The 21,565-nt window shown below is 64.8% G+C and carries 14 protein-coding genes; 11 read left to right on the forward strand and 3 right to left on the reverse strand.

The window, feature by feature from the left end; genetic code table 11:
• Window positions 1-14: 14 nt before the first annotated feature.
• The 11 genes from J2Y63_RS12360 to J2Y63_RS12410 all read left to right on the forward strand — a co-directional run bounded on the left by J2Y63_RS12360 (window position 15) and on the right by J2Y63_RS12410 (window position 17,657).
• Window positions 15-2,408: a circularly permuted type 2 ATP-grasp protein gene (locus tag J2Y63_RS12360; RefSeq protein ID WP_435266564.1), complete on the forward strand. Its 2,394-nt coding sequence runs from the start codon at window positions 15-17 to the stop codon at window positions 2,406-2,408.
• Between the two features lie 22 nt (window positions 2,409-2,430).
• A complete protein-coding gene (locus J2Y63_RS12365; RefSeq protein WP_435266565.1) occupies window positions 2,431-3,318 on the forward strand; it encodes a transglutaminase family protein in 888 nt (295 codons plus the stop codon).
• Window positions 3,319-3,459: 141 nt separating this feature from the next.
• Window positions 3,460-4,725, forward strand: a complete 1,266-nt coding sequence (locus J2Y63_RS12370) for a vWA domain-containing protein (protein ID WP_435266308.1) — start codon at window positions 3,460-3,462, stop codon at window positions 4,723-4,725.
• Window positions 4,726-4,929: 204 nt separating this feature from the next.
• Window positions 4,930-7,389 (forward strand): glycogen/starch/alpha-glucan phosphorylase, encoded by a 2,460-nt coding sequence (locus tag J2Y63_RS12375; protein ID WP_435266309.1) that lies wholly within the window; start codon window positions 4,930-4,932, stop codon window positions 7,387-7,389.
• Window positions 7,389-9,602: a 1,4-alpha-glucan branching protein GlgB gene (gene glgB / locus J2Y63_RS12380; protein ID WP_435266310.1), complete on the forward strand. Its 2,214-nt coding sequence runs from the start codon at window positions 7,389-7,391 to the stop codon at window positions 9,600-9,602. Before J2Y63_RS12375 ends, glgB begins: the two co-directional genes overlap by 1 nt.
• A 24-nt stretch (window positions 9,603-9,626) precedes the next feature.
• The gene (gene glgC / locus J2Y63_RS12385; RefSeq protein WP_256119777.1) at window positions 9,627-10,889 is read left to right on the forward strand and encodes a glucose-1-phosphate adenylyltransferase; all 1,263 of its coding nucleotides are present in this window, start codon (window positions 9,627-9,629) and stop codon (window positions 10,887-10,889) included.
• Window positions 10,890-10,897: 8 nt separating this feature from the next.
• Window positions 10,898-12,346 carry a glycogen synthase GlgA gene (gene glgA / locus J2Y63_RS12390; RefSeq protein ID WP_435266311.1) on the forward strand — a complete coding sequence of 483 codons (1,449 nt, stop codon included), beginning with the start codon at window positions 10,898-10,900 and terminating at the stop codon, window positions 12,344-12,346.
• Between the two features lie 31 nt (window positions 12,347-12,377).
• On the forward strand, window positions 12,378-14,009 hold the full coding sequence (locus J2Y63_RS12395) for an alpha-D-glucose phosphate-specific phosphoglucomutase (RefSeq protein ID WP_435266312.1): 1,632 nt from the start codon (window positions 12,378-12,380) through the stop codon (window positions 14,007-14,009).
• Between the two features lies 1 nt (window position 14,010).
• Complete coding sequence (glgX, locus tag J2Y63_RS12400) at window positions 14,011-15,981, forward strand: glycogen debranching protein GlgX (RefSeq protein WP_435266313.1); 1,971 nt, start codon at window positions 14,011-14,013, stop codon at window positions 15,979-15,981.
• A 121-nt stretch (window positions 15,982-16,102) separates the two neighbouring features.
• Complete coding sequence (locus J2Y63_RS12405; protein WP_435266314.1) at window positions 16,103-16,591, forward strand: MaoC family dehydratase; 489 nt, start codon at window positions 16,103-16,105, stop codon at window positions 16,589-16,591.
• Window positions 16,584-17,657: a DUF2332 domain-containing protein gene (locus J2Y63_RS12410; protein ID WP_435266315.1), complete on the forward strand. Its 1,074-nt coding sequence runs from the start codon at window positions 16,584-16,586 to the stop codon at window positions 17,655-17,657. Before J2Y63_RS12405 ends, J2Y63_RS12410 begins: the two co-directional genes overlap by 8 nt.
• A 19-nt stretch (window positions 17,658-17,676) precedes the next feature.
• On the opposite strand, the gene J2Y63_RS12415 is transcribed toward J2Y63_RS12410, so the two are convergent.
• The 3 genes from J2Y63_RS12415 to J2Y63_RS12425 are packed head-to-tail and all read right to left on the reverse strand — an operon-like array spanning window position 17,677 to window position 21,552.
• Complete coding sequence (locus J2Y63_RS12415) at window positions 17,677-18,225, reverse strand: sarcosine oxidase subunit gamma (protein WP_435266316.1); 549 nt, start codon at window positions 18,223-18,225, stop codon at window positions 17,677-17,679.
• Complete coding sequence (locus J2Y63_RS12420) at window positions 18,218-21,211, reverse strand: sarcosine oxidase subunit alpha (RefSeq protein ID WP_435266317.1); 2,994 nt, start codon at window positions 21,209-21,211, stop codon at window positions 18,218-18,220. The genes J2Y63_RS12415 and J2Y63_RS12420 overlap by 8 nt, the downstream gene beginning before the upstream one ends.
• Complete coding sequence (locus J2Y63_RS12425) at window positions 21,208-21,552, reverse strand: sarcosine oxidase subunit delta (protein WP_256119785.1); 345 nt, start codon at window positions 21,550-21,552, stop codon at window positions 21,208-21,210. The genes J2Y63_RS12420 and J2Y63_RS12425 overlap by 4 nt, the downstream gene beginning before the upstream one ends.
• Between the last annotated feature and the right edge of the window lie 13 nt (window positions 21,553-21,565).

The following is a 21,565-nucleotide window of genomic DNA, read 5'->3' on the forward strand; positions in this document are numbered from 1 at the left end:
TGAAGACCACGAGTGTGGAGGCAGAACGCGTCAAGGCCGGTACGGCGCAAAAGCCGACGCGCGCCTATGCACCGCCTCCGGGCGTCGCCGACGAGATGGTCGATACGAACGGCGAAGTACGCCCGGTCTGGCGGCATTTTCTCGCCGCGCTCGGCAAGATGGACGAGACCGAGCTTGCCGGCCGCTTCGCCCGCGCCGACCGCTACCTGCGCGATGCCGGCGTCTTCTACCGGGCCTACGGCAAGGAGGCCGGCGCCGAGCGCGCCTGGCCGCTCTCCCACATTCCCGTGCTCATCGACGATGCCGAGTGGGAGACCCTGTCGCGCGGCCTCATCCAGCGGGCGGAGCTGCTGGAGGCGGTCGTCGCCGACATCTACGGCAAGAACGAGCTCGTCGCCAACGGCCTGCTGCCCCCGGCCCTCGTCGCCTCCAACAGCGAATTCCTGCGTCCGCTCGTCGGCGTGCAGCCCGCCGGCAAACATTTCCTGCACTTCGTCTCCTTCGAAATCGGCCGCGGGCCTGACGGCAACTGGTGGGTGCTCTCCGACCGCACGCAGGCGCCTTCCGGCGCCGGCTTCGCGGTGGAAAACCGCGTGGCGACGACGCGCGCCTTCTCCGATGTCTTCGCGGAAACCCACGTCCACCGCCTCGCCGGCTTCTTCGGCGCCTTCCGCAGCACGCTGCAGGGCAACAAATCCGCGGAAGACCGCATCGCGGTCCTGACGCCGGGCCTCGCCAACGAAACCTATTTCGAACACGCCTATATCGCCCGCTATCTCGGCTTCATGCTGCTGGAAGGCGAAGACCTGACGGTCGTCGGCGGCAAGGTCATGGTGCGCACCGTTGCCGGCCTCAAGCCGGTCGGCGTGCTCTGGCGCCGCCTCGATGCCGCCTTCGCCGATCCGCTGGAGTTGAACCAAAACTCCCATATCGGCACGCCCGGCATCGTCGAGGCGCTGCGCTCCGGCTCCGTCAGCATCGTCAACGCGCTCGGCGCCGGCGTCGTCGAGACCCGCGCCATGCTCGCCTTCCTGCCCAACATCTGTCGCCAACTGCTCGGCGAGGACCAGATGCTGCCCTCGGTCGCCACCTGGTGGTGCGGCCAGAAGAGCGAACGCGAGCACGTCGCGGCCAATATCGAGCGCATGGTCATCGGCCCCGCCTATTCGACCCGCCCATTCTTCGACGACAACGAGCAGTCCGTGCTCGGCTCCTCGCTGCGCGACACGGCCAAACAGTCGATCGCTGAGTGGCTTGCGACGGACGGCGTGAAACTGGTCGGCCAGGAAGCGGTGACGCTCTCCACGACACCCGCCTTCGTCGATGGCAAGCTCGTGCCGCGGCCGATGTCGCTGCGCGTCTTCGCCGCCCGCACGCGGAGCGGCTGGCAGATCATGCCTGGCGGCTTTGCCCGCATCGGCGCCGGCGACAATGTCGCGGCGATCGCCATGCAGGAGGGCGGCTCGGCGGCGGATGTGTGGATCGTCAGCCGCAAACCGGTCGAGCGCACCTCGCTGCTGCCGGCCGAAGAGATGTTTACCCGCAACATGCCCGGCAGCCTGCCGAGCCGCGCGGCCGACAACCTCTTCTGGCTCGGCCGCTATATCGAGCGGGCGGAAGGCGCGCTGCGCGTGCTGCGCGCCTGGCATGGCCGCTACGCCGAATACGCCAATCCCGAACAGCCGCTGCTGAAGGACGTCAGCGACTATCTCGACGCGCTCGGCATCGACACGGCGGAAGCCATGCCGACGAGCCTGATCCGCAGCATCGACAGCGCCGTCTTCTCCGCCGGCAACATCCGCGACCGTTTCTCGCCGGACGGCTGGCTAGCGCTGAACGACCTGTCGAAGACCGCCCGCCGCTTCCACGTCAGCGTCCAGCCCGGCGACGACGCGACGCGCGCCATGACCGTGCTCCTGCGCAAGCTCGCGGGCTTCGCCGGCCTCGTGCACGAAAACATGTACCGCTTCACCGGCTGGCGCTTCCTCTCGATCGGCCGCTATCTCGAACGCGGCCTGCACATGACGCGCCTGCTCGGCCACATGTCCGGCGAGGATGCCCCCGACGGCGCACTCGACATGTTGCTGGAGATCGGCGACAGCGTGATGACCCATCGCCGCCGCTATAACGTGGCGACGGCGCGGCTGACGGTCACCGACCTCCTGGCGCTCGACGCCCTCAACCCCCGCTCGATCCTCTATCAATTGAACGAGATCAAGAATGAGGTCGAGCAACTGCCGAACGCCTATGCCAACGGCCAGATGTCGCCCTTCTACCGCGAAGCCATGCGGCTTCACGCGGGGCTGGCGGTGATGACGCCGGAAACCATGACGGATGCGGTCTACAAGCGTTTCGAGACCGAACTCGAAAAGCTTTCCGACATCCTCGCCCAGACCTATCTGAGCTGAACCGGGAGGAGACGCTGTGACCATGCTCTACGACGTCAACCTCCAGATCAGCTATCTCTACGACACGCCGGTTTCCGGCGGCCGGCATATCGTACGCGTGCTGCCGCTGTCGATCGGCGGCCGGCAGCGGCTGGTTGCCGGCACGGTCGGCGTCAATCCCGGCCCCGGCGAGCGGGTCGACCACAACGACTTCTTCGAAAACCCGATGAGCTCGATCCTCTTTCGCAACGCCCATGAGCGGCTGGACATCCGCATGCAGGCCCGTGTCCATGTCGACATGCCGGAGCCGGCAGCAGATTTTTCGCCGCGCGTCGCCGACCTGCCGGAGGATATCGCCAACTACTGGTCGCTCGATGCCGGCTCGCCCCATCACTATACGGGCGCGAGCCCGCGGCTGAAGGATTGCCCCGAGATCGCCGAATACGCCCGCGCCATCGCCAAGCCGGACATGACGATCCGCGCCATCGCGACCGCCGTCTGTGCCCGCATCCACAAGGATTTCACCTACGATCCGAAGGCGACGAACGTCGACACAACCCCGCGTGAGGCCTTCAAGCTGAAGCGCGGCGTCTGCCAGGATTTCACCCATGTGATGATCGTGGCGCTGAGAAGCCTTGGCATTCCCGCCGGCTATGTCAGCGGGTTCCTGCGCACCATCCCGCCTGCGGGCAAGGAGCGGTTGGAGGGGGCTGACGCCATGCATGCCTGGGTGCGCTTCTGGTGCGGCCGGGTGAACGGCTGGATGGAACTCGACCCGACCAACAACATCCCCGCCGGAACCGACCATATCGTCGTCGCCTATGGCCGGGACTACGCCGACGTCGCCCCCGTCATCGGCATCCTGAAAGGCTATGGCCAGCACAAGACGACCCAGGCCGTGGACGTCATCCCGGTGCGCCAGACCGCGTGAAATCCCGTTTGGAAACAACGGGAAAAGCCGGAACTGCGGGATCGGCGCAATTTTACGAAAACTATACCACGCACCCGAACCGTTAAATAACACTTCGCTGCTAGTTTCGCCCCACATTATGAAGATGCTGGGTGAACACTCATGACGAAAAATACGGAAAAACGGTCCTGGCTCTCCCGCCTCCTGCGGGACCGCCGCGGTAATTTCGGAATGATGACGGCCCTCATCTTCCCGGTCATGCTCGCAGCCGGCGGTGTCGCCGTGGATCTTACAAAGATGGTCATGGTCAAGGCCGAGTTGCAGGACGCGACCGACGCGGCCGCCCTCGCCGCTGCCTCCGCGCTTGCCAACGATGGCAAGACCGCTGCGCAAGCGAAGGAAATCGGCATGCGCTTCCTCAAGAGCCAGATGACGACCGGCGGTAGCGTGGATGCCGAAGGGGACCAGAAGGACAAGGATAAGGACAAGAACGACTTCTCGTCCACCACCGTCATCGATATCAAAGAGACGGCCCTTGCCAACAACAGCAAGTCGTTCCAGGTGGATGTGGCGACGGCCTACACGCTGGAGTTCAACCCCTTCACGCGTCTTCTTGGTCAGAAATCGATCAAGATGAATGCGAAAAGCACGGCGGAAAGCGGTACAGCCCAGAAGAAGAGCGCGATTTCCATGTACCTCGTGCTGGACCGCTCCGGCTCCATGTCCTTCAAAACGGATGACGTCGCGAGCCAGCTTCTGCCTTGCCAGAACTGGACGGAAAGCAACTGGGGAAAAGTCGTTCTTCCGACCGTTCCTTGCTACACACGCAAGATCGCCGCCCTGAAGAAGGCGGTGGCGAGCCTCGTGACCGTCTTCAACACGCTCGATCCCGAGCAGAAATACGTCCGCACCGGCGCCATCTCCTATAACGACGATACGCAGAGCGAATCCAAGCTGGCCTGGGGAACGAAAGGCGCGTCCGACTACGTCAACGCCCTTCCGGAACAGCCGACCGGTGGCACGGATTCACATGAGGCTTTCGCCACGGCGGTCGCTAAAATAGCGCCTGCGAACAAGAACAAGGAAACCGAGATTGGCGCACACAAGGACAAGAATGGCCAGGTGCCCATCAAGTATATCATCTTCATGACGGATGGTGAAAACACCAGCTATGACGGCTACGCTTCCACGTCGCAGGCTAAGAAATCCGACGACGAAACAAGAGCCTCGTGTGTCGAAGCCCGCGACGCCGGCGTGATCGTCTACACCGTCGCGTTCATGGCACCGACGCGCGGCCAGACGCTGCTCAGGGAGTGCGCTACGACGCCAGCCAACTATTTCCAGGCCGAGAACATGACCGCCCTCATCGCCGCGTTCAAGGCAATCGGCGAAAGTGCAGCCGCCATGGCGTCCCGCCTGACCAAGTAAACCGCAATACCATCGCCAAAATGAACCCGCTGCGCATTGCGCGGCGGGTTTTTTAGCATGTTCGGCGTGTTTCAGGCATGTCGAAAATGCATGTGGCCTTTCTTGAAAAGGCGTATTGCAAGCGCTTCGGATAGATGCATAAATTGATTTAAACGCGACTTTCGCGAGAACGACGCACCAAATGCGAGGGGACAAAAGTTCACCATGATGAACCGGGTTACCAACAACGATCTCGCCCCGGCCCTCAGATCTTCGGACCGAGAACAACTCGCCACCGAACTTCTGGAGCGCCTCAAATACCGTATCGGGAAAGACCCGAAAGTGGCCAAGCCCCATGATTGGCTGACGGCCGCGATCCTGGTGGCGCGCGACCGCATCACCGACAAGTGGATGGACTCCACCCGCCGCACCTATGCGACGGGCGCAAAGCGCGTCTATTATCTATCGCTCGAATTCCTCATCGGCCGCCTGATGCGCGACGCGATGACCAATATCGGCATCATGGACGAGATGCGCCATGCGCTCGCCTCGCTCGGCGTCGATATCGACATTATCGCCGAGCTGGAGCCGGATGCCGCCCTCGGCAATGGCGGTCTTGGCCGTCTCGCCGCCTGTTTCATGGAGAGCATGGCGACGGTCGACGTGCCCGCCTACGGCTACGGCATCCGCTACGTGCACGGCCTCTTCCGCCAGCAGATGGCGGACGGCTGGCAGGTCGAGCTGCCGGAAACCTGGCTCGCCCACGGCAATGCCTGGGAATTCGAACGCCGCGAAAGCTCCTATGAAATCGGCTTCGGCGGCGCCGTCGAGACGATCAATATCGGCGAGGACAAGCAGCGCTTCGTCTGGAAGCCGGCCGAGCGCGTCATCGCCACCGCCTTCGACACGCCCGCCGTCGGCTGGCGGGGCAAGCGCGTCAACACGCTGCGCCTGTGGGCCGCCAACCCGATCGACCCGATCCTGCTCGACGCCTTCAACGCCGGCGACCACATCGGCGCGCTCAAGGAAAGCAACCGGGCGGAAAGCCTGACGCGCGTGCTCTATCCGGCCGATGCCACGCCCGCCGGCCAGGAACTGCGCCTGCGCCAGGAATTCTTCTTCTGCTCCGCCTCGCTGCAGGACATCCTGCGCCGCCACCTCCAGCAATATCCGGACTTCACGTCCCTGCCGGACGCCGTCGCGATCCAGCTCAACGACACGCATCCGGCGATTTCCGTGGTCGAACTCGTGCGCCTGCTGATGGATGTCCACGGTCTGGATTTCGATGTGGCCTGGGATATCGGCCGCCGCACCTTCTCCTACACCAACCATACGCTGCTGCCCGAAGCGCTGGAAAGCTGGCCGGTGCCGCTGCTCGAGCGGCTGCTGCCGCGGCATATGCAGATCGTCTATGCGATCAACGCCAAGATCCTCGTCGAAGCCCGCAAGGAAAAGGGTTTCGAGGACCAGCGCATCCGCAGCATCTCGCTGATCGAGGAATCCGGCGAGCGCCGCGTGCGCATGGGCAACCTTGCCTTCGTCGGCTCGCATTCGATCAACGGCGTGTCGGCGCTGCACACCGAGCTGATGAAGGAAACGGTCTTCGCCGACCTGCACAAGCTCTATCCGAACCGCATCAACAACAAGACGAACGGCATCACGCCGCGCCGCTGGCTAATGCAGTGCAATCCGGGCCTGTTCAACCTGATCCGCGAATCGATCGGCGAAGCCTTCATGGACGACGCCGAGGCGCTGAAGGCGCTCGACGCCTTCGCCGACAAGAAGGACTTTCAGGAGCGTTTCGCGGCGATCAAGCGCGAGAACAAGAACCGCCTCGCCAATCTCGTCGGCAGCCGCATGGGGGTCCGCATCGATCCCGCCGCGATGTTCGACATCCAGATCAAGCGCATCCACGAATACAAGCGCCAGCTCCTCAACATCATCGAGGCCGTGGCGCTCTACGACCAGATCCGCTCGCATCCGGAACTCGACTGGGTGCCGCGCGTCAAACTCTTCGCGGGCAAGGCGGCGCCGAGCTACCACAATGCCAAGCTGATCATCAAGCTCGCCAACGATGTCGCGCGCGTGATCAACAACGACCCCGCCGTGCGCGGCCTGCTCAAGGTCGTCTTCGTGCCGAACTACAATGTCTCGCTCGCCGAGATCATGGTGCCCGCCGCCGACCTTTCGGAGCAGATTTCGACCGCCGGCATGGAAGCGTCGGGAACCGGAAACATGAAGTTCGCGTTGAACGGTGCACTGACCATCGGCACGCTCGACGGCGCCAATGTCGAGATGCGTGACCATGTCGGCGAGGAGAACATCGTGATTTTCGGCATGACGGCGGAAGAAGTGGCGAAGGTGAGGGCCGAAGGGCACAATCCGCGCGCCATCATCGAGCAGTCGAAGGAGCTGTCGCAGGCGCTCGCCGCGATTTCCTCCGGCGTCTTCTCGCCGGATGACCGCAACCGCTTCACCGGCCTCGTCGACGGCATCTACAATCACGACTGGTTCATGGTGGCGGCCGATTTCGACGCCTATTCCAAGGCTCAGCGCGATGTCGACGCCATCTGGCTCGACAAGACGGCCTGGTACTCCAAGACCGTGCGCAACACGGCCCGCATGGGCTGGTTCTCGTCCGACCGCACCATTCGCCAATACGCCAAGGAAATCTGGAGAGCCTGATGACCGCACCGCCGAAAAAAGGCACGACGGACCAACCGTCAGAGCTTCTGGCAAAAGCGGACATCGATGCAATTTTGGAAAGCCGGCACTGGGATCCGTTCGCAGTGCTCGGCCCCCATCCGGCGGGCGACAAATATATCGCCCGCTGCTTCCTGCCGGGTGCCACCGAAGTCACCGCCGAGACATTGGCCGGCAAGGAGATCGGCGCGCTCACCCAGGTCGACCCGGCCGGCATCTTCGCCGGCGAGGTTTCCCTCAAGAAACTCCAGCCGATCCGCTACCGCGCCCGCAACGAGGGCGGCGAGTGGGTGGTGATCGACCCCTATAGTTTCGGGCCGGTGCTCGGCCCGATGGACGACTATTATATCCGCGAAGGCTCACATCTGCGCCTTTTCGACAAGCTGGGCGCTCATCCGATGACGCTCGACGGCATCGAAGGCTTCCATTTCGCCGTCTGGGCGCCGAATGCCAAGCGCGTCTCCGTCGTCGGCAATTTCAACGAATGGGACGGGCGGCGCAACGCGATGCGCCTGCGGCGCGACACCGGCATCTGGGAAATCTTCCTGCCCGGCATTACCGAAGGCCATGCCTACAAATACGAGATCGTCGGCATCAACGGCGATGTCCTGCCGCTGAAGGCCGACCCCTTCGCCCGCCGTTCGGAACTGCGCCCCAACAACGCCTCGATGACCACCGGGCCGATCGCGCAGGAGTGGGAAGACGAGGCGCATCTCAAGCATTGGGCCACCGCAGACGCCCGTCGCCAGCCGATCTCGATCTATGAGGTGCATGCCGCTTCCTGGCAGCGCCACGGCGACGGGGCCATGCTGACCTGGGACGAGCTCGCCGACCGGCTGATCCCCTACTGCGTCGACATGGGTTTTTCCCATATCGAATTCCTGCCGATCACCGAATATCCCTTCGATCCGTCCTGGGGCTACCAGACGACCGGCCTCTATTCGCCGACCGCCCGCTTCGGCGAGCCGGAAGGTTTCGCCCGCTTCGTCAACGGCTGCCACAAGGTCGGCATCGGCGTCATTCTCGACTGGGTGCCGGCGCATTTCCCGACGGATGCGCATGGCCTTCGCCAGTTCGACGGCACCGCGCTCTATGAACACGAAGACCCGCGCCAGGGTTTTCACCCGGACTGGAACACGGCGATCTACAATTTCGGCCGCGCCGAAGTGCTCGCCTACCTCATCAACAATGCGCTCTACTGGTCGGAGAAATTCCACCTCGACGGGCTGCGCGTCGATGCCGTCGCCTCGATGCTCTACCTCGACTATTCGCGCAAACACGGCGAATGGGTGCCGAACGAATATGGTGGCAACGAGAACCTGGAGGCGGTCCGCTTCCTGCAATCGATGAACGCCCATGTCTATGCTGCCCATCCGGGCATCCTGACGATCGCGGAAGAGTCCACCTCCTGGCCGAAGGTGTCCGCCCCCGTGCATGACGGTGGCCTCGGCTTCGGCTTCAAGTGGAACATGGGCTTCATGCACGACACGCTGCAATATCTGTCGCGCGAGCCGGTGCACCGCAAGTTCCACCACAACGACATGACCTTCGGCCTGCTCTATGCCTTCACGGAGAACTTCGTACTGCCGCTGTCCCACGACGAAGTGGTGCACGGCAAGGGCTCGCTGATCGCCAAGATGGCGGGCGACGACTGGCAGAAATTCGCGAATCTCCGCGCCTATTACGGTTTCATGTGGGGATATCCCGGCAAGAAGCTGCTGTTCATGGGCCAGGAATTCGCGCAATGGCAGGAGTGGAGCGAGGAAAAGTCGCTCGACTGGAACCTGCTTGAATATCCGCTGCACGAGGGCATGCGCCGGCTGGTTCGCGACCTGAACGGCACGTATCGCCGCAAGGCCGCGCTGCATGCGCGCGACTGCGAAGGCGACGGCTTCGAATGGCTGATCGCCGACGATCGCGAAAACTCGGTCTTCGCCTGGCTGCGCAAGGCACCAGGCGAGAAGATGATCGCCGTCGTCACCAACTTCACCCCCGTCTACCGCGAGAACTACGGGGTGCCGTTGCCGGTGGAGGGCCGGTGGCGCGAGATCCTCAACACCGACGCCGAAATCTACGGCGGCAGCGGCAAGGGGAATGGCGGGGCCGTTCAGGCCAAGAAACAGGCAAATGGAAGAATCTCAGCCGCCATCACGCTGCCCCCGCTGGCAACGCTGATGCTGGAACTGGACGCGTAAAAAATCGACTGTCGGGAGGACACTATGGAGCAAAAGCGGATTCAACCCCTCGCCCGTGACGCGATGGCCTATGTTCTTGCCGGCGGCCGAGGAAGCCGCCTCAAGGAGCTGACCGACCGGCGCGCCAAGCCCGCCGTCTATTTCGGCGGCAAGGCGCGCATCATCGACTTCGCGCTGTCCAATGCGCTGAATTCCGGCATCCGCCGCATCGGCGTCGCCACGCAGTACAAGGCGCATTCGCTGATCCGCCACCTGCAGCGCGGCTGGAACTTCTTCCGCCCCGAGCGAAACGAAAGCTTCGACATCCTGCCGGCCAGCCAGCGCGTGTCCGAAACACAATGGTACGAGGGCACCGCCGACGCCGTCTACCAGAACATCGACATCATCGAGGACCATGGCGTCGAGTACATGGTCATCCTGGCGGGCGACCATATTTATAAGATGGACTACGAGCTGATGCTCCAGCAGCACGTCGATTCGGGCGCGCAGGTCACCATCGGCTGCCTGGAAGTGCCGCGCATGGAGGCGACCGGCTTCGGCGTCATGCATGTCGACGAGAAGGACCAGATCATCGCCTTCGTCGAGAAGCCGGCCGATCCGCCGGGCATTCCCGGCCAGCCGGACCTGGCGCTCGCCTCGATGGGCATCTACGTATTCCACACCAAGTTCCTCATGGACCTGTTGCGCCGCGACGCCGCCGACCCGACGTCGAGCCGCGATTTCGGCAAGGACATCATCCCCTATATCGTCCAGCACGGCAAAGCCGTCGCCCACCGCTTCGCCTCCTCCTGCGTACGTTCCGATTTCGAGCGAGAGGCCTATTGGCGCGACGTCGGCACGATCGATGCCTATTGGCAGGCGAACATCGACCTCACGGACATCGCCCCGGAACTCGACATCTACGACAGCACCTGGCCGATCTGGACCTTCGCCGAGATCAAGCCCCCGGCAAAGTTCGTGCATGACGACGAAAACCGGCGCGGCTCGGCGATCTCCTCGCTGGTTTCGGGCGATTGCATCATTTCCGGTTCGACGCTGCACCGCAGCCTGCTTTTCACAGGCGTGCGCGCCAATTCCTTCTCCAGGCTTGAGGGCGCGGTCGTGCTGCCCGATGTCAGGATCGGCCGGCACGCGAACCTCAAGAATGTCGTGATCGACCGCGGCGTCATCATTCCCGAGGGCCTCGTCGTCGGCGAGGACCCGGAAGCCGACGCGCGGCGGTTCCGCCGGTCGAGCGGCGGCATCTGCCTCATCACCCAACCGATGATCGACAAGCTGGAGCAGTAGTCGTCCTGATGAATATCCTTTCGGTGGCATCCGAAGTATTCCCGCTGATCAAGACGGGAGGCCTCGCCGACGTCGCCGGCGCCTTGCCGATCGCGCTTGCCGGGCACGGCGTGCATATGCGCACGCTGATGCCCGGTTATCCCGCCGTGATGCAGCGGCTGGAGTCGCTCCAGGAGGTCGCGCGCTTCGACGACCTGCTCGGCGAGCCCGCCCGCATCCTCGCCGCCAGGCACGAGGGTCTCGATATCCTCGTGCTCGATGCGCCGGGCTTCTTCGACCGGACGGGCGGCCCCTATACGGACGCCACCGGCAAGGATTTCGTCGACAACTGGCAGCGCTTCGCCGCCCTCTCGCTTGCGGGCGCCGAGATCGCCCGCGGCCTGCTGCCGGACTGGCGGCCGGATATCGTACAGGCACACGACTGGCAGGCGGCGATGACCGCCGTCTACATGCGCTATACCGGCCTGCAGCACATTCCGACCGTGCTCACCGTGCACAACCTCGCCTTCCAGGGGCAATACGGCGCGGATATCTTCCCCGACCTCGGCCTGCCGCCGGAGGCCTTCACCGTCGACGGGCTGGAATATTACGGCGATGTCGGCTTCCTGAAGGGCGGGCTGCGCACCGCCTGGTCGATCACCACCGTCAGCCCGACCTACGCCCACGAGATCATGACGCCGGAATACGGCATGGGCCTCGAAGGCCTGATCAATGCCCGCGCCAGCGACCTCGTCGGCATCGTCAACGGCATCGACACCGCCGTCTGGAATCCCGAGACCGACACGCATATCGCCCGCCCCTATGCCCCCGGCGCGCCCAAGCAGCGTGCCGCCAATCGCCGCGCGCTTGCCGAACGCTTCAGCCTCGGCGACGACGACGGCCCGATTTTCTGCGTCATCAGCCGCCTCACCTGGCAGAAGGGCATCGATCTCATCGCCGAGGTCGCCGACTGGATCGTCGAGCAGGGCGGCAAGCTCGCCGTGCTCGGCTCCGGCGACCAAGGCCTCGAAGGCGCGCTGCTGGCCTCCGCCTCCCGCCACCGCGGCCGCATCGGCATCGTCATCGGCTATAACGAACCCTTGTCGCACCTCATGCAGGCCGGCGCGGATGCGATCCTCATCCCGTCGCGCTTCGAGCCCTGCGGCCTCACCCAGCTCTACGGCCTGCGCTACGGCTGCATCCCCGTCGTCGCGCGCACCGGGGGGCTGGCCGATACCGTCATCGACGCCAACGAGGCCGCGCTTTCCGCCCGCGTCGCCACCGGTTTCCAGTTCACGCCGATCAATGCCGAGGGCCTGCGCCAGGCGCTGCGCCGTGTCTTCAAGGCCTATAACGAACCGAAAATCTGGGCACGCATCCAGAACCAAGGTATGAAGTCAGACGTTTCCTGGGAAAACAGCGCCGCGCGCTACGCTGACCTCTATTCCAGCCTTCTTTCGAGAGCCAACCTTTCCTGAAGAGCCAATCTTTCCTGAAGAGTATGAGCCGATGACCGTCAAGACCGTAACGACCACGCCTTACACCGATCAGAAGCCGGGCACCTCGGGCCTGCGCAAGAAGGTCCCCGTCTTCCAGCAGCCGAACTATGCGGAGAATTTCATCCAGGCGATCTTCGATTCGCTGGAAGGCTTTGCGGGCGAGACGCTGGTGATCGGCGGCGACGGGCGCTACTACAACCGTGAAGTCATCCAGCTCGCCATCAAGATGGCGGCCGCCAATGGTTTCGGCCGCGTGCTCGTCGGCCGCGGCGGCATTCTCTCGACCCCTGCCGCCTCCAACGTCATCCGCAAATACAAGGCCTTCGGCGGCATCGTGCTCTCCGCCAGCCACAATCCCGGCGGCCCGACGGAAGATTTCGGCATCAAATACAATATCGGCAATGGCGGCCCGGCGCCGGAAAAGATCACCGACGCGATCTTCGTCCGCACCAAGTCGATCGACAGCTACAAGATCGCCGACGTCGCCGACGTCAATCTCGACCATGAAGGCACGCAGGATGTCGACGGCATGACGGTCACCGTCATCGACCCGGTCGCCGACTATGCCGAGCTGATGGAGCAGCTTTTTGACTTCGCCGCCATCCGCGCGCTGCTGGCTGGCGGCTTCCGCGTCGTCTTCGATGCCATGAGCGCCGTCACCGGCCCTTACGCCAAGGAAATCCTCGAAAACCGCCTCGGCGCCACCAAGGGCTCCGTGCTGAACTTCATGCCGCTCCCCGATTTCGGCGGCCACCATCCGGACCCCAACCTCGTGCACGCCCGCGCGCTCTACGACACGATGATGGCCGACGACGCCCCGGACTTCGGCGCCGCCTCCGACGGCGACGGCGACCGCAACCTGATCATCGGCAAGGGTATCTTCGTCACCCCCTCCGACAGCCTCGCGCTGCTCGCCGCCAATGCCCATCTCGCCCCCGGCTATGCCGCGGGCCTTGCCGGCATCGCCCGCTCCATGCCGACATCGGGTGCCGCCGACCGCGTCGCCGAAAAGCTCGGCATCGGCATCTACGAGACACCGACCGGCTGGAAATTCTTCGGCAACCTGCTCGATGCGGGCCTTGCCACGATCTGCGGCGAGGAAAGCGCCGGCACCGGCTCCAACCATGTGCGCGAGAAGGATGGCCTCTGGGCCGTGCTGCTCTGGCTCAACATCCTCGCCGTGCGCAAGGAAAGCGTGCTCGACATCGTGAAGCAGCATTGGGCGACCTACGGCCGCAACTACTATTCCCGCCACGACTACGAGGAAGTCGACACCGACGCCGCAAACGGCCTCGTGGCGAACCTGCGCGACCAGCTCGCCACGCTGCCCGGCAAGAGCTTCGGCGCCCTCACCGTCGCGACGGCCGACGACTTTGCCTATAACGACCCGGTCGACCAGTCGGTGAGCAAGAACCAGGGCATCCGTATCCTCTTCGAGGGCGGCTCACGCGTGGTCTTCCGCCTCTCCGGCACCGGCACCTCGGGCGCGACGCTGCGCGTCTATATCGAGCGCTTCGAGCCCGATGCCGCGCGCCACGACGTCGAGACACAGCAGGCGCTTTCCGACCTTATCGCCGTCGCCGACGAGATCGCCGGCATTAAGGCCCGCACCGGCCGCGACGCGCCGACCGTGATCACCTGATATGACCACCGCCCCCTCCTTCGCACCGGGCGCAACGCTCTCCGGCGACGGCGTGGAGTTCGCGGTCTATTCGCACGATGCCGGCCGCGTCGAGCTCTGCCTGTTCGACACGGACGGCAACACGGAACTCGCCCGCCTCACCATGGGGCGGGATGAAAACGGCTTCCACCGCGTCTTCGTCGAGGGAGCAACCGCCGGCACGCGCTATGGCTTTCGCGCCGAAGGTGTCTATTCGCCCGATCACGGCCTGTGGTTCGATCCGGCAAAGCTGCTCGTCGATCCCTACGCCAAGGAACTCGACCGCCCCTTCGTGCATGACGGCCGGCTCACCGTCTTCGGCACGGACACGACGGACATCGTGCCGAAGGCGATCGTCACCCGCGACCGGCCGGTCACCGTAAAACCGCCGATCTTCCGCCCCGGCGGCTTCGTCTACGAGGTCGCCGTGCGCAGCTTCACCATGCTGCATCCGGATGTGCCGGAGGCGATGCGCGGCACGGTCGGCGCCCTCGCCCACCCCGCCGTTCTCAGCCATCTCAAGCGCCTCGGCGTCGATGCCGTCGAGCTGATGCCGATCACCGCCTGGATCGACGAGCGCCACCTGCCGCCGCTTGGCCTGTCCAATAGCTGGGGCTACAACCCGATCGCGCTCATGGCGCTCGACCCACGCCTCGTGCCCGGCGGCATGAAGGAACTCGCCGACACGGTCGCCGCGCTGCGTGCAGAAAATATCGGCGTCATCCTCGACCTCGTCTTCAACCATTCCGGCGAAAGCGACCGCCACGGCGCCACGCTCTCCATGCGCGGCCTCGACAACCTCACCTACTACCGCCATGTGCACGACCGCCCCGGCGACCTCATCAACGACACCGGCTGCGGCAACACCATCGCCGGGGAGCATCCGGTCGTGCGCCAGCTCGTTCTCGACAGCCTCCGCCATTTCGTCCGCCACGCCGGCGTCGACGGCTTCCGATTCGACCTCGCCACCATTCTCGGCCGCGAGGCGGACGGTTTTTCCGCCCGGTCCGCGCTTCTCTCCGAAATCTGTGCCGACCCGCTGCTGAAAGATCGCGTGCTGATCGCCGAGCCCTGGGATATCGGCCCCGGCGGCTACCAGCTCGGCAATTTCCCGGCACCCTTCCTCGAATGGAACGACCGCTACCGCGACGACACGCGCACCTTCTGGCGCGGCGACAGCCACCGGCTCGGCGCCTTCGTCACCGCCTTTGCCGGCTCCTCCCATATCTTCTCCCGCCACGGCGGCGAGGCGACACGCAGCGTCAACTTCCTCGCCGCTCATGACGGCTTCACGCTGATGGACCTCGTTTCCAACACGGTGAAGCACAACGAGGCGAACGGCGAAGACAACCGCGACGGCCACAACGAGAACCATTCCTGGAACAACGGCGCTGAGGGCGCGACGAACGACGGCGCGGTGCTCTCCGCCCGCCGTGCGGACGTGAAGGCGCTGCTCTCCAGCCTCTTCCTCTCGCGCGGCACCGTCATGCTGACGGCCGGCGACGAGGGCGGACGCAGCCAGCAGGGCAACAACAACGCCTATTGCCAGGACAATGCCATCACCTGGATGCGCTGGGACCAGCTGGACGAGGGCCTGATCGAACACACCAGCATGCTCTCGGCCATCCGCAAGCGTTTTCCGGCGCTCGGCGAAACGACCTTCTGGAGTGGTGCCGGCGATGTCGACTGGCGAACGCTCGCCGGCACGCCGATGACCGCCGGCGACTGGGAGACGCCGTTCGCCGGAACATTGCTTGCCATCCTCAAGACGCCCGACCTACAACAGCAGCGGATCGTCCATCTCGCGATCGCCATCAACCGGACGCACGGCGAGCAGGCGCTCGCCTTGCCACCACCGGAGGGGCGCGACTGGACGAGCCTGCTTTCCGCCAACCATCCCGCGATCGGCATGCTTCATTCACGCACCGTCGAGATTTTTGTCGAAAAGCACTGATCTTCATTACCCGGACAAACCGCCTCGCTAAAGCATGTCGCGCAAAAGTGTGCCGCGGTTTTGCGACAACGACATGCGAGACGCAAAAGCCGGGGCGCGAATCAAGCGGCGGGAAAGCCAAATGCCAGCACATATCCACCTGAAGGACATCGATGCCCTCGTCGGCACGGAGATCGGCCTGTCGCGCTGGTTCACCGTCGACCAGACCATGATCAACCGTTTCGCCGGGGCGACGGAAGACCATCAGTTCATCCACACCGATCCCGTGCGCGCGGCGGCGGAAACGCCCTTCGGCGGCACGATCGCGCACGGTTTCCTGACGCTCTCGCTGCTCTCCGCGATGAACTACGATTGCGTGCCGCGCATCATCGAGCAGACGATGGGCATCAATTACGGTTTCGAGAAAGTGCGTTTCATGACGCCGGTGAAAAGCGGCGCGCGGGTGCGCGGCCGTTTCATGCTGGCGGAAGCCCGCTTCCGCGGCGCCGGCATGGTGACGATCCGCTATGACGTGACCGTCGAGATCGAGGACGAGCGCAAGCCCGCGCTCACCGCCGACTGGATCACCATCATCCAGTTCGACCCGAAGGACCGGCCAGAGCATGTCTGAGGCCGGCACGCGCAGCGCGGTCACCCGGGCATCGTTCGATGACCAGGCAGCCGCCTGCGCCGCCCTCGGCTCGCCCTTCACAGCCCGCCTGTGCAGGCTTCTCGGCGCACGGTTCGATGAGGAAAATGCGATCGGCCGGCGCATCCTGTCCTGGCACGGGGACCCCTCCGGAAAACACGACGCCCTCGCCTTGCGCCTTGCCGGCGCGCTGCATGCGCTGGTCCTCGCCGGCACGAACCCCACGCTCGCCGCCTGTTATCCGCCCGCCGAGGTTTCGGACGATGCCCTGTGGGCGGCCTGCCGCAACGCCTTCGAAACCGACGAGGCCTTCCTTCTCGAACGGCTTCTGTCGCCACCACAAACCAATGAAATCCGGCGGTCCGGCGCCCTCCTCCCGGGTTTCCTGACGATCGCCGCCCTCTTCGGCAAGCCGCTCGTCCTGTCGGAAGTCGGCGCCAGCGCCGGCCTGAACCTGCAATGGGATCGCTACGCCTACCGGCTCGGTCAATCGAGCTGGGCGATCGAGAATTCCGATATCCTCATTGCGCCCGACTGGTCCGGCCCCGAGCCCGAAATGGCGAACATACAAGTAATCGACAGGGCAGGTTGCGATCTCCGGCCTGTCGACCCGGCCGATGCGCAGGAACGGCTGCGGCTCCTCTCCTATATCTGGGCCGACCAGGCGGACCGGATCGAGCGCACGGGCAAAAGCCTGGCCTTGGCCGCCGAAAGACCGCTTCCCGTCGAGCAGGCCGATGCCGTGGAATGGCTGGAGCGGCGGCTTTCGACGCCCTTTCCGGGCGCTGTCCACGTCGTCTACCACTCGATCGTCTGGCAATACCTGCCAGCCGAAAAGCGTGAGGCCGGCCGGCGCGTCCTCGAAGCCGCGGGTGCCAAAGCGACCGCGGATGCGCCGCTCGCTCACCTCCAGATGGAAGCCGACGACCAGCCGAAGGATGGCGCCGCACTGACGCTGCAGGTCTGGCCCTCGGGCCGCAAAGAGATGATCGGCCGCGCCGATTTTCACGGCCGATGGGTGCGCTGGTTCGGATGGCCGAAACCCTGAGAGCCACCGCTAGGCCTGGTTAGAGGCCCACGTCTTCCGCGCCTTCCGCCAGCAGGCCGAAGGCATAGGGCGAAAACGAGCGCCAGCATTCGACACGATAATCCTCTTCGCCCGTGCGCAACAGCACGATCTCGATCTTGCCGAGCACCGTGCGGGCAGCCGCACCGACCGGGAAGATCGCGTTGCCGAGATCGAGCGGGCAGGCGCTGGCGATTGCGCCGGCCGCCTGCGGGCCGGAGACGAGGACGGCGGTGTTGCGGTGGGAGACATCCGTCGCCGAATGCAGCACGCCGGAGCTTGCTGCCGCCGCCATCAGGTCCGCGCCGCTTTCGTCGATCAGCAACCACTCGTCTGGGCCGAGCCAGAGCGCGTGGCGGCCGTTGGCCGAGGCCGAGGTTTTCGGGCGCGTCGGCAGCGTCAGGCCGAAGGCGGCCGACAGCGCACCGAGCGCGTCGCTGCCGGCACGCAGCGACAGGCGGGTTGCGGGGGCGGCGGGCGTGACGCGCGCGCCGGCGGAGCCACCATGGCGGCCGGCGAGCGGCGCCTTGCGAAGTGCTTGATCAGCCATTGAGGCGTGCTCCTTCCTTGTCGATGAAGACCATGTCGCTGACCTCGACCGCGATGGTGCGGTCGGGCATCGGCACGTAGAGCGTCTGGCCGAGACGGGCCTGACCGCCGGCGACGAGCGCCATGGCGATCGACCGGCCGCAATTTTCCGACCAGTAGGACGAGGTCACGTGGCCGAGCATTTTCATCGGCTTGGGCTCGTTCGGATCGGCGACGATCTGCGCGCCCTCCTCCAGAACCACGTTCGGGTCCTTCGTCAGAAGGCCGACAAGCTGCTTGCGGCCCTCCTTCACGAGGTCCGGCCGCTTCAGGCCGCGGATGCCGACAAAGTCCGTCTTCTTCTTGGAGACGGCCCAACTGAGGCTGGCATCATGCGGCGTGACCGTGCCGTCCGTATCCTGGCCGACAATGATGTAGCCCTTTTCGGCGCGCAGGACGTGCATGGTCTCGGTGCCATAGGCGCAGGCGCCGAGCGGCTCTGCCCGTGCCCAGATCGCTTCCAGCACGGACTGGCCGTAATCGGCCGGCACGTTGACTTCGAAGCCGGCTTCACCGGTGAACGACATGCGGAACAGCCGGGTCGGCACGCCGCAGATCTTGCCCTCGCGCACGCTCATATGTGGAAAGGCCTCGTTGGAAATGTCGATGCCTTCGACAAGCGGCTCGATGATCTCACGCGCCTTCGGCCCCTGCACCGCGATGACCGCCCACTGTTCGGTGGTGGAGGTGAGCCAGACCTTGAGATGCGGGAATTCCGTCTGGAGATAATCTTCCATGTGGTTCATGACGCGCGGCGCACCGCCCGTCGTGGTGGTCACGTGGAAGCGATCCTCCGCCAGGCGACCCACGACGCCGTCGTCATAGACGAAGCCATCCTCGCGCAGCATGATGCCGTAGCGGCAGCGGCCAGGCTTCAGCGTGTCCCAGGCGTTGGTGTACATGAGGTTGAGGAACTCGGCCGCATCCGGGCCGACGACCTCGATCTTGCCGAGCGTCGAGGCATCGAAGACGCCGGCGGCGTTGCGCACCGTGCGGCACTCGCGGTTGACCGCGTCGTGCATCGTCTCGCCGGAGCGCGGATAGTACCAGGCACGCTTCCAGTTGCCGACGTCCTCGAAGACGGCGCCCTGCGCCTCCTCCCAGGCATGCAGCGGCGTCTTGCGCGCCGGATCGAACAGGTCGCCGCGCGAATGGCTGATCAGCGTGCCGAATGTCACCGGCGTATAGGGCGCGCGGAAGGTGGTGAGGCCGATCTTCGGGATCTCGCGATTCAGCACTTCCGACGCGATGGCCAGGCCATGGATGTTGGAGAGCTTGCCCTGGTCGGTCGCCATGCCGTTGGTGGTGAAGCGCTTGATGTGCTCGATCGAGTGCATGCCCTCGCGCACGGCAAGGCGGATGTCCTTGGCGCAGACGTCGTTCTGGAAGTCGACGAAGGCCTTGACGGTCGTATCGACGCCAGCCCCCTCGCCCGCGCCGGCCATGCCGCCGGTCCATTCGAAGGCGTTTTCGCCGCGAAGCTCGACCTTGCCGCCGCCCTCGTTGCCGGTGGCACGCGCCATCAGCTCGCCGGCCGCCAGCGCTTCCTCGATGGTCGCCTGAAGGCCGTCCGTGCCGTTGCACGAGCCGACGGAGAGGCAATCCTGCGCATAGGTGCCAGGCAGGAAGCGGCCGGAGGCGGCATCATAGGCGACCTTGCCGCGCGACTGCGAGAAGAGGTGCACGGAGGGCGTCCAGCCGGCGGACATCAGCAGCGCATCGACCGGGATGGCCCGGGCCGAGCCGCCGCCGTTGCGGGCGACCGAGATGGAGGAGACGCGGAGTTTCCCCTTGGTGTCCACCACCGAATGGCCGACGAGCACCTCGATGCCGAGCTTGCGGGCCTCGGCGAGGACGGCTTCGCCGGGCTTGTCGCGGTTGTCGACGATGGCGGCAATGGTGACGCCGGCGCGCTTCAGGTCGAAGGCGGCCTCATAGGCCGAATCGCTCGCCGTATAGACGCCGACCTTGCGGCCGACGGCGACGCCGAAATGGTTGAGATAGGTGCGCGCCGCCGACGCCAGCATGATGCCCGGCCGGTCATTGTTGGCGAACACCATATGGCGCTCGATCGAGCCGGTGGCGAGTATGACGCGCTTGGCGCGGACCTGCCACATGCGCTCGCGCGGCAGCTTCTTGTCGGGACGCGCGAGGTGATCGGTGACGCGTTCGACGAGCGCGACGAAGTTGTGGTTGTAGTAGCCGAAGGCCGTCGTGCGGGTGAGAACGGTGACGTTCTCCATTGCCTTGAGTTTAGCGGCCGTCGCCTGTGCCCAGGCATAGCCGCTCTGGCCGTCGATGGTGACGGACGTGTCGTAGTGCAGCGCACCGCCGACTTCCGGCTGCTCGTCACAGAGGATGACGCGGGCGCCGGTTTCCGCGGCCGCAAGCGCAGCGGACAGGCCGGCAACGCCGCCACCGGCGACCAGCACGTCGCAATAGGCGTAGCGGCTGGCATAGTGGTCCGGGTCCTCTTCCGTCGGGGCGACACCGAGGCCGGCAGCCTTGCGGATGAAGGGTTCATAGACCTTTTCCCAGGCGGCCTTCGGCCACATGAAGGTCTTGTAGTAAAAGCCGGCGGCGAAGAAGGGCGACAACAGGTTGTTGATGCCACCGATATCGAAGGACAGCGACGGCCAGCGGTTCTGCGATTCGACCTTCATGCCGTCGAAGACTTCCTGCACCGGCGCGCGCACGTTCGGCTGGCGGCGGGCGGCATCGCGGGAAACGTCGATCAGCGCATTCGGCTCTTCGGGGCCGGCCGAAAGAATGCCACGCGGGCGATGGTACTTGAAGGAGCGGCCGACGAGGTGCACGCCGTTGGCGAGCAGCGCGGAGGCAACCGTGTCACCCTCCAACGCCTGATAGGTCTTTCCGTCGAATGTGAAACGCGCCGTCCTGGCGGGCGTCAGGCGGCCCTGACCGGCAATGCGATTAGCACCGCTCATTTCGCGGTTCCTTCCGTGGCTTCATAGGTTTCGACGGTTTTCTCGGTGGCTGGCGCGTTGCCGGAAAGATCGGGTTTCGGCTCGCCGGCCTTGTAGCTCATGACGAACTTGTCGCTCACCGTGTCGCGCGCGGCATTGAAGAAGCGGCCGCAGCCATGGATATGGCGCCAGCGTTCGAAGATCAGGCCCTTCGGGTTGTCGCGCAGGAAGAAGAACTCCTGGAACTCCTCGTCGGTGATGTCGGCCATGTTGGTCGGCCGGGCGATGTGCGCGTCGCCACCGTGGCGGAATTCGAGCTCCGAGCGCTCTTCCTCGCAGTAGGGGCAGTAGATCAGCAGCATTGTTTCCTACCTG

The sequence above is a fragment of the Shinella sp. BE166 genome (genome assembly GCF_051201095.1).
GTDB lineage: Bacteria > Pseudomonadota > Alphaproteobacteria > Rhizobiales > Rhizobiaceae > Shinella > Shinella lacus.

Coding starts and splice junctions, on each gene's coding strand:
- J2Y63_RS12365 (WP_435266565.1), top strand. CDS start 2,431: ATGCTCTACGACGTCAACCTCCAGATCAGCTATCTCTACGACACGCCG.
- J2Y63_RS12370 (WP_435266308.1), top strand. CDS start 3,460: ATGACGAAAAATACGGAAAAACGGTCCTGGCTCTCCCGCCTCCTGCGG.
- J2Y63_RS12375 (WP_435266309.1), top strand. CDS start 4,930: ATGATGAACCGGGTTACCAACAACGATCTCGCCCCGGCCCTCAGATCT.
- glgB (WP_435266310.1), top strand. CDS start 7,389: ATGACCGCACCGCCGAAAAAAGGCACGACGGACCAACCGTCAGAGCTT.
- glgC (WP_256119777.1), top strand. CDS start 9,627: ATGGAGCAAAAGCGGATTCAACCCCTCGCCCGTGACGCGATGGCCTAT.
- glgA (WP_435266311.1), top strand. CDS start 10,898: ATGAATATCCTTTCGGTGGCATCCGAAGTATTCCCGCTGATCAAGACG.
- J2Y63_RS12395 (WP_435266312.1), top strand. CDS start 12,378: ATGACCGTCAAGACCGTAACGACCACGCCTTACACCGATCAGAAGCCG.
- glgX (WP_435266313.1), top strand. CDS start 14,011: ATGACCACCGCCCCCTCCTTCGCACCGGGCGCAACGCTCTCCGGCGAC.
- J2Y63_RS12405 (WP_435266314.1), top strand. CDS start 16,103: ATGCCAGCACATATCCACCTGAAGGACATCGATGCCCTCGTCGGCACG.
- J2Y63_RS12410 (WP_435266315.1), top strand. CDS start 16,584: ATGTCTGAGGCCGGCACGCGCAGCGCGGTCACCCGGGCATCGTTCGAT.
- J2Y63_RS12415 (WP_435266316.1), bottom strand. CDS start 18,225: ATGGCTGATCAAGCACTTCGCAAGGCGCCGCTCGCCGGCCGCCATGGT.
- J2Y63_RS12420 (WP_435266317.1), bottom strand. CDS start 21,211: ATGAGCGGTGCTAATCGCATTGCCGGTCAGGGCCGCCTGACGCCCGCC.
- J2Y63_RS12425 (WP_256119785.1), bottom strand. CDS start 21,552: ATGCTGCTGATCTACTGCCCCTACTGCGAGGAAGAGCGCTCGGAGCTC.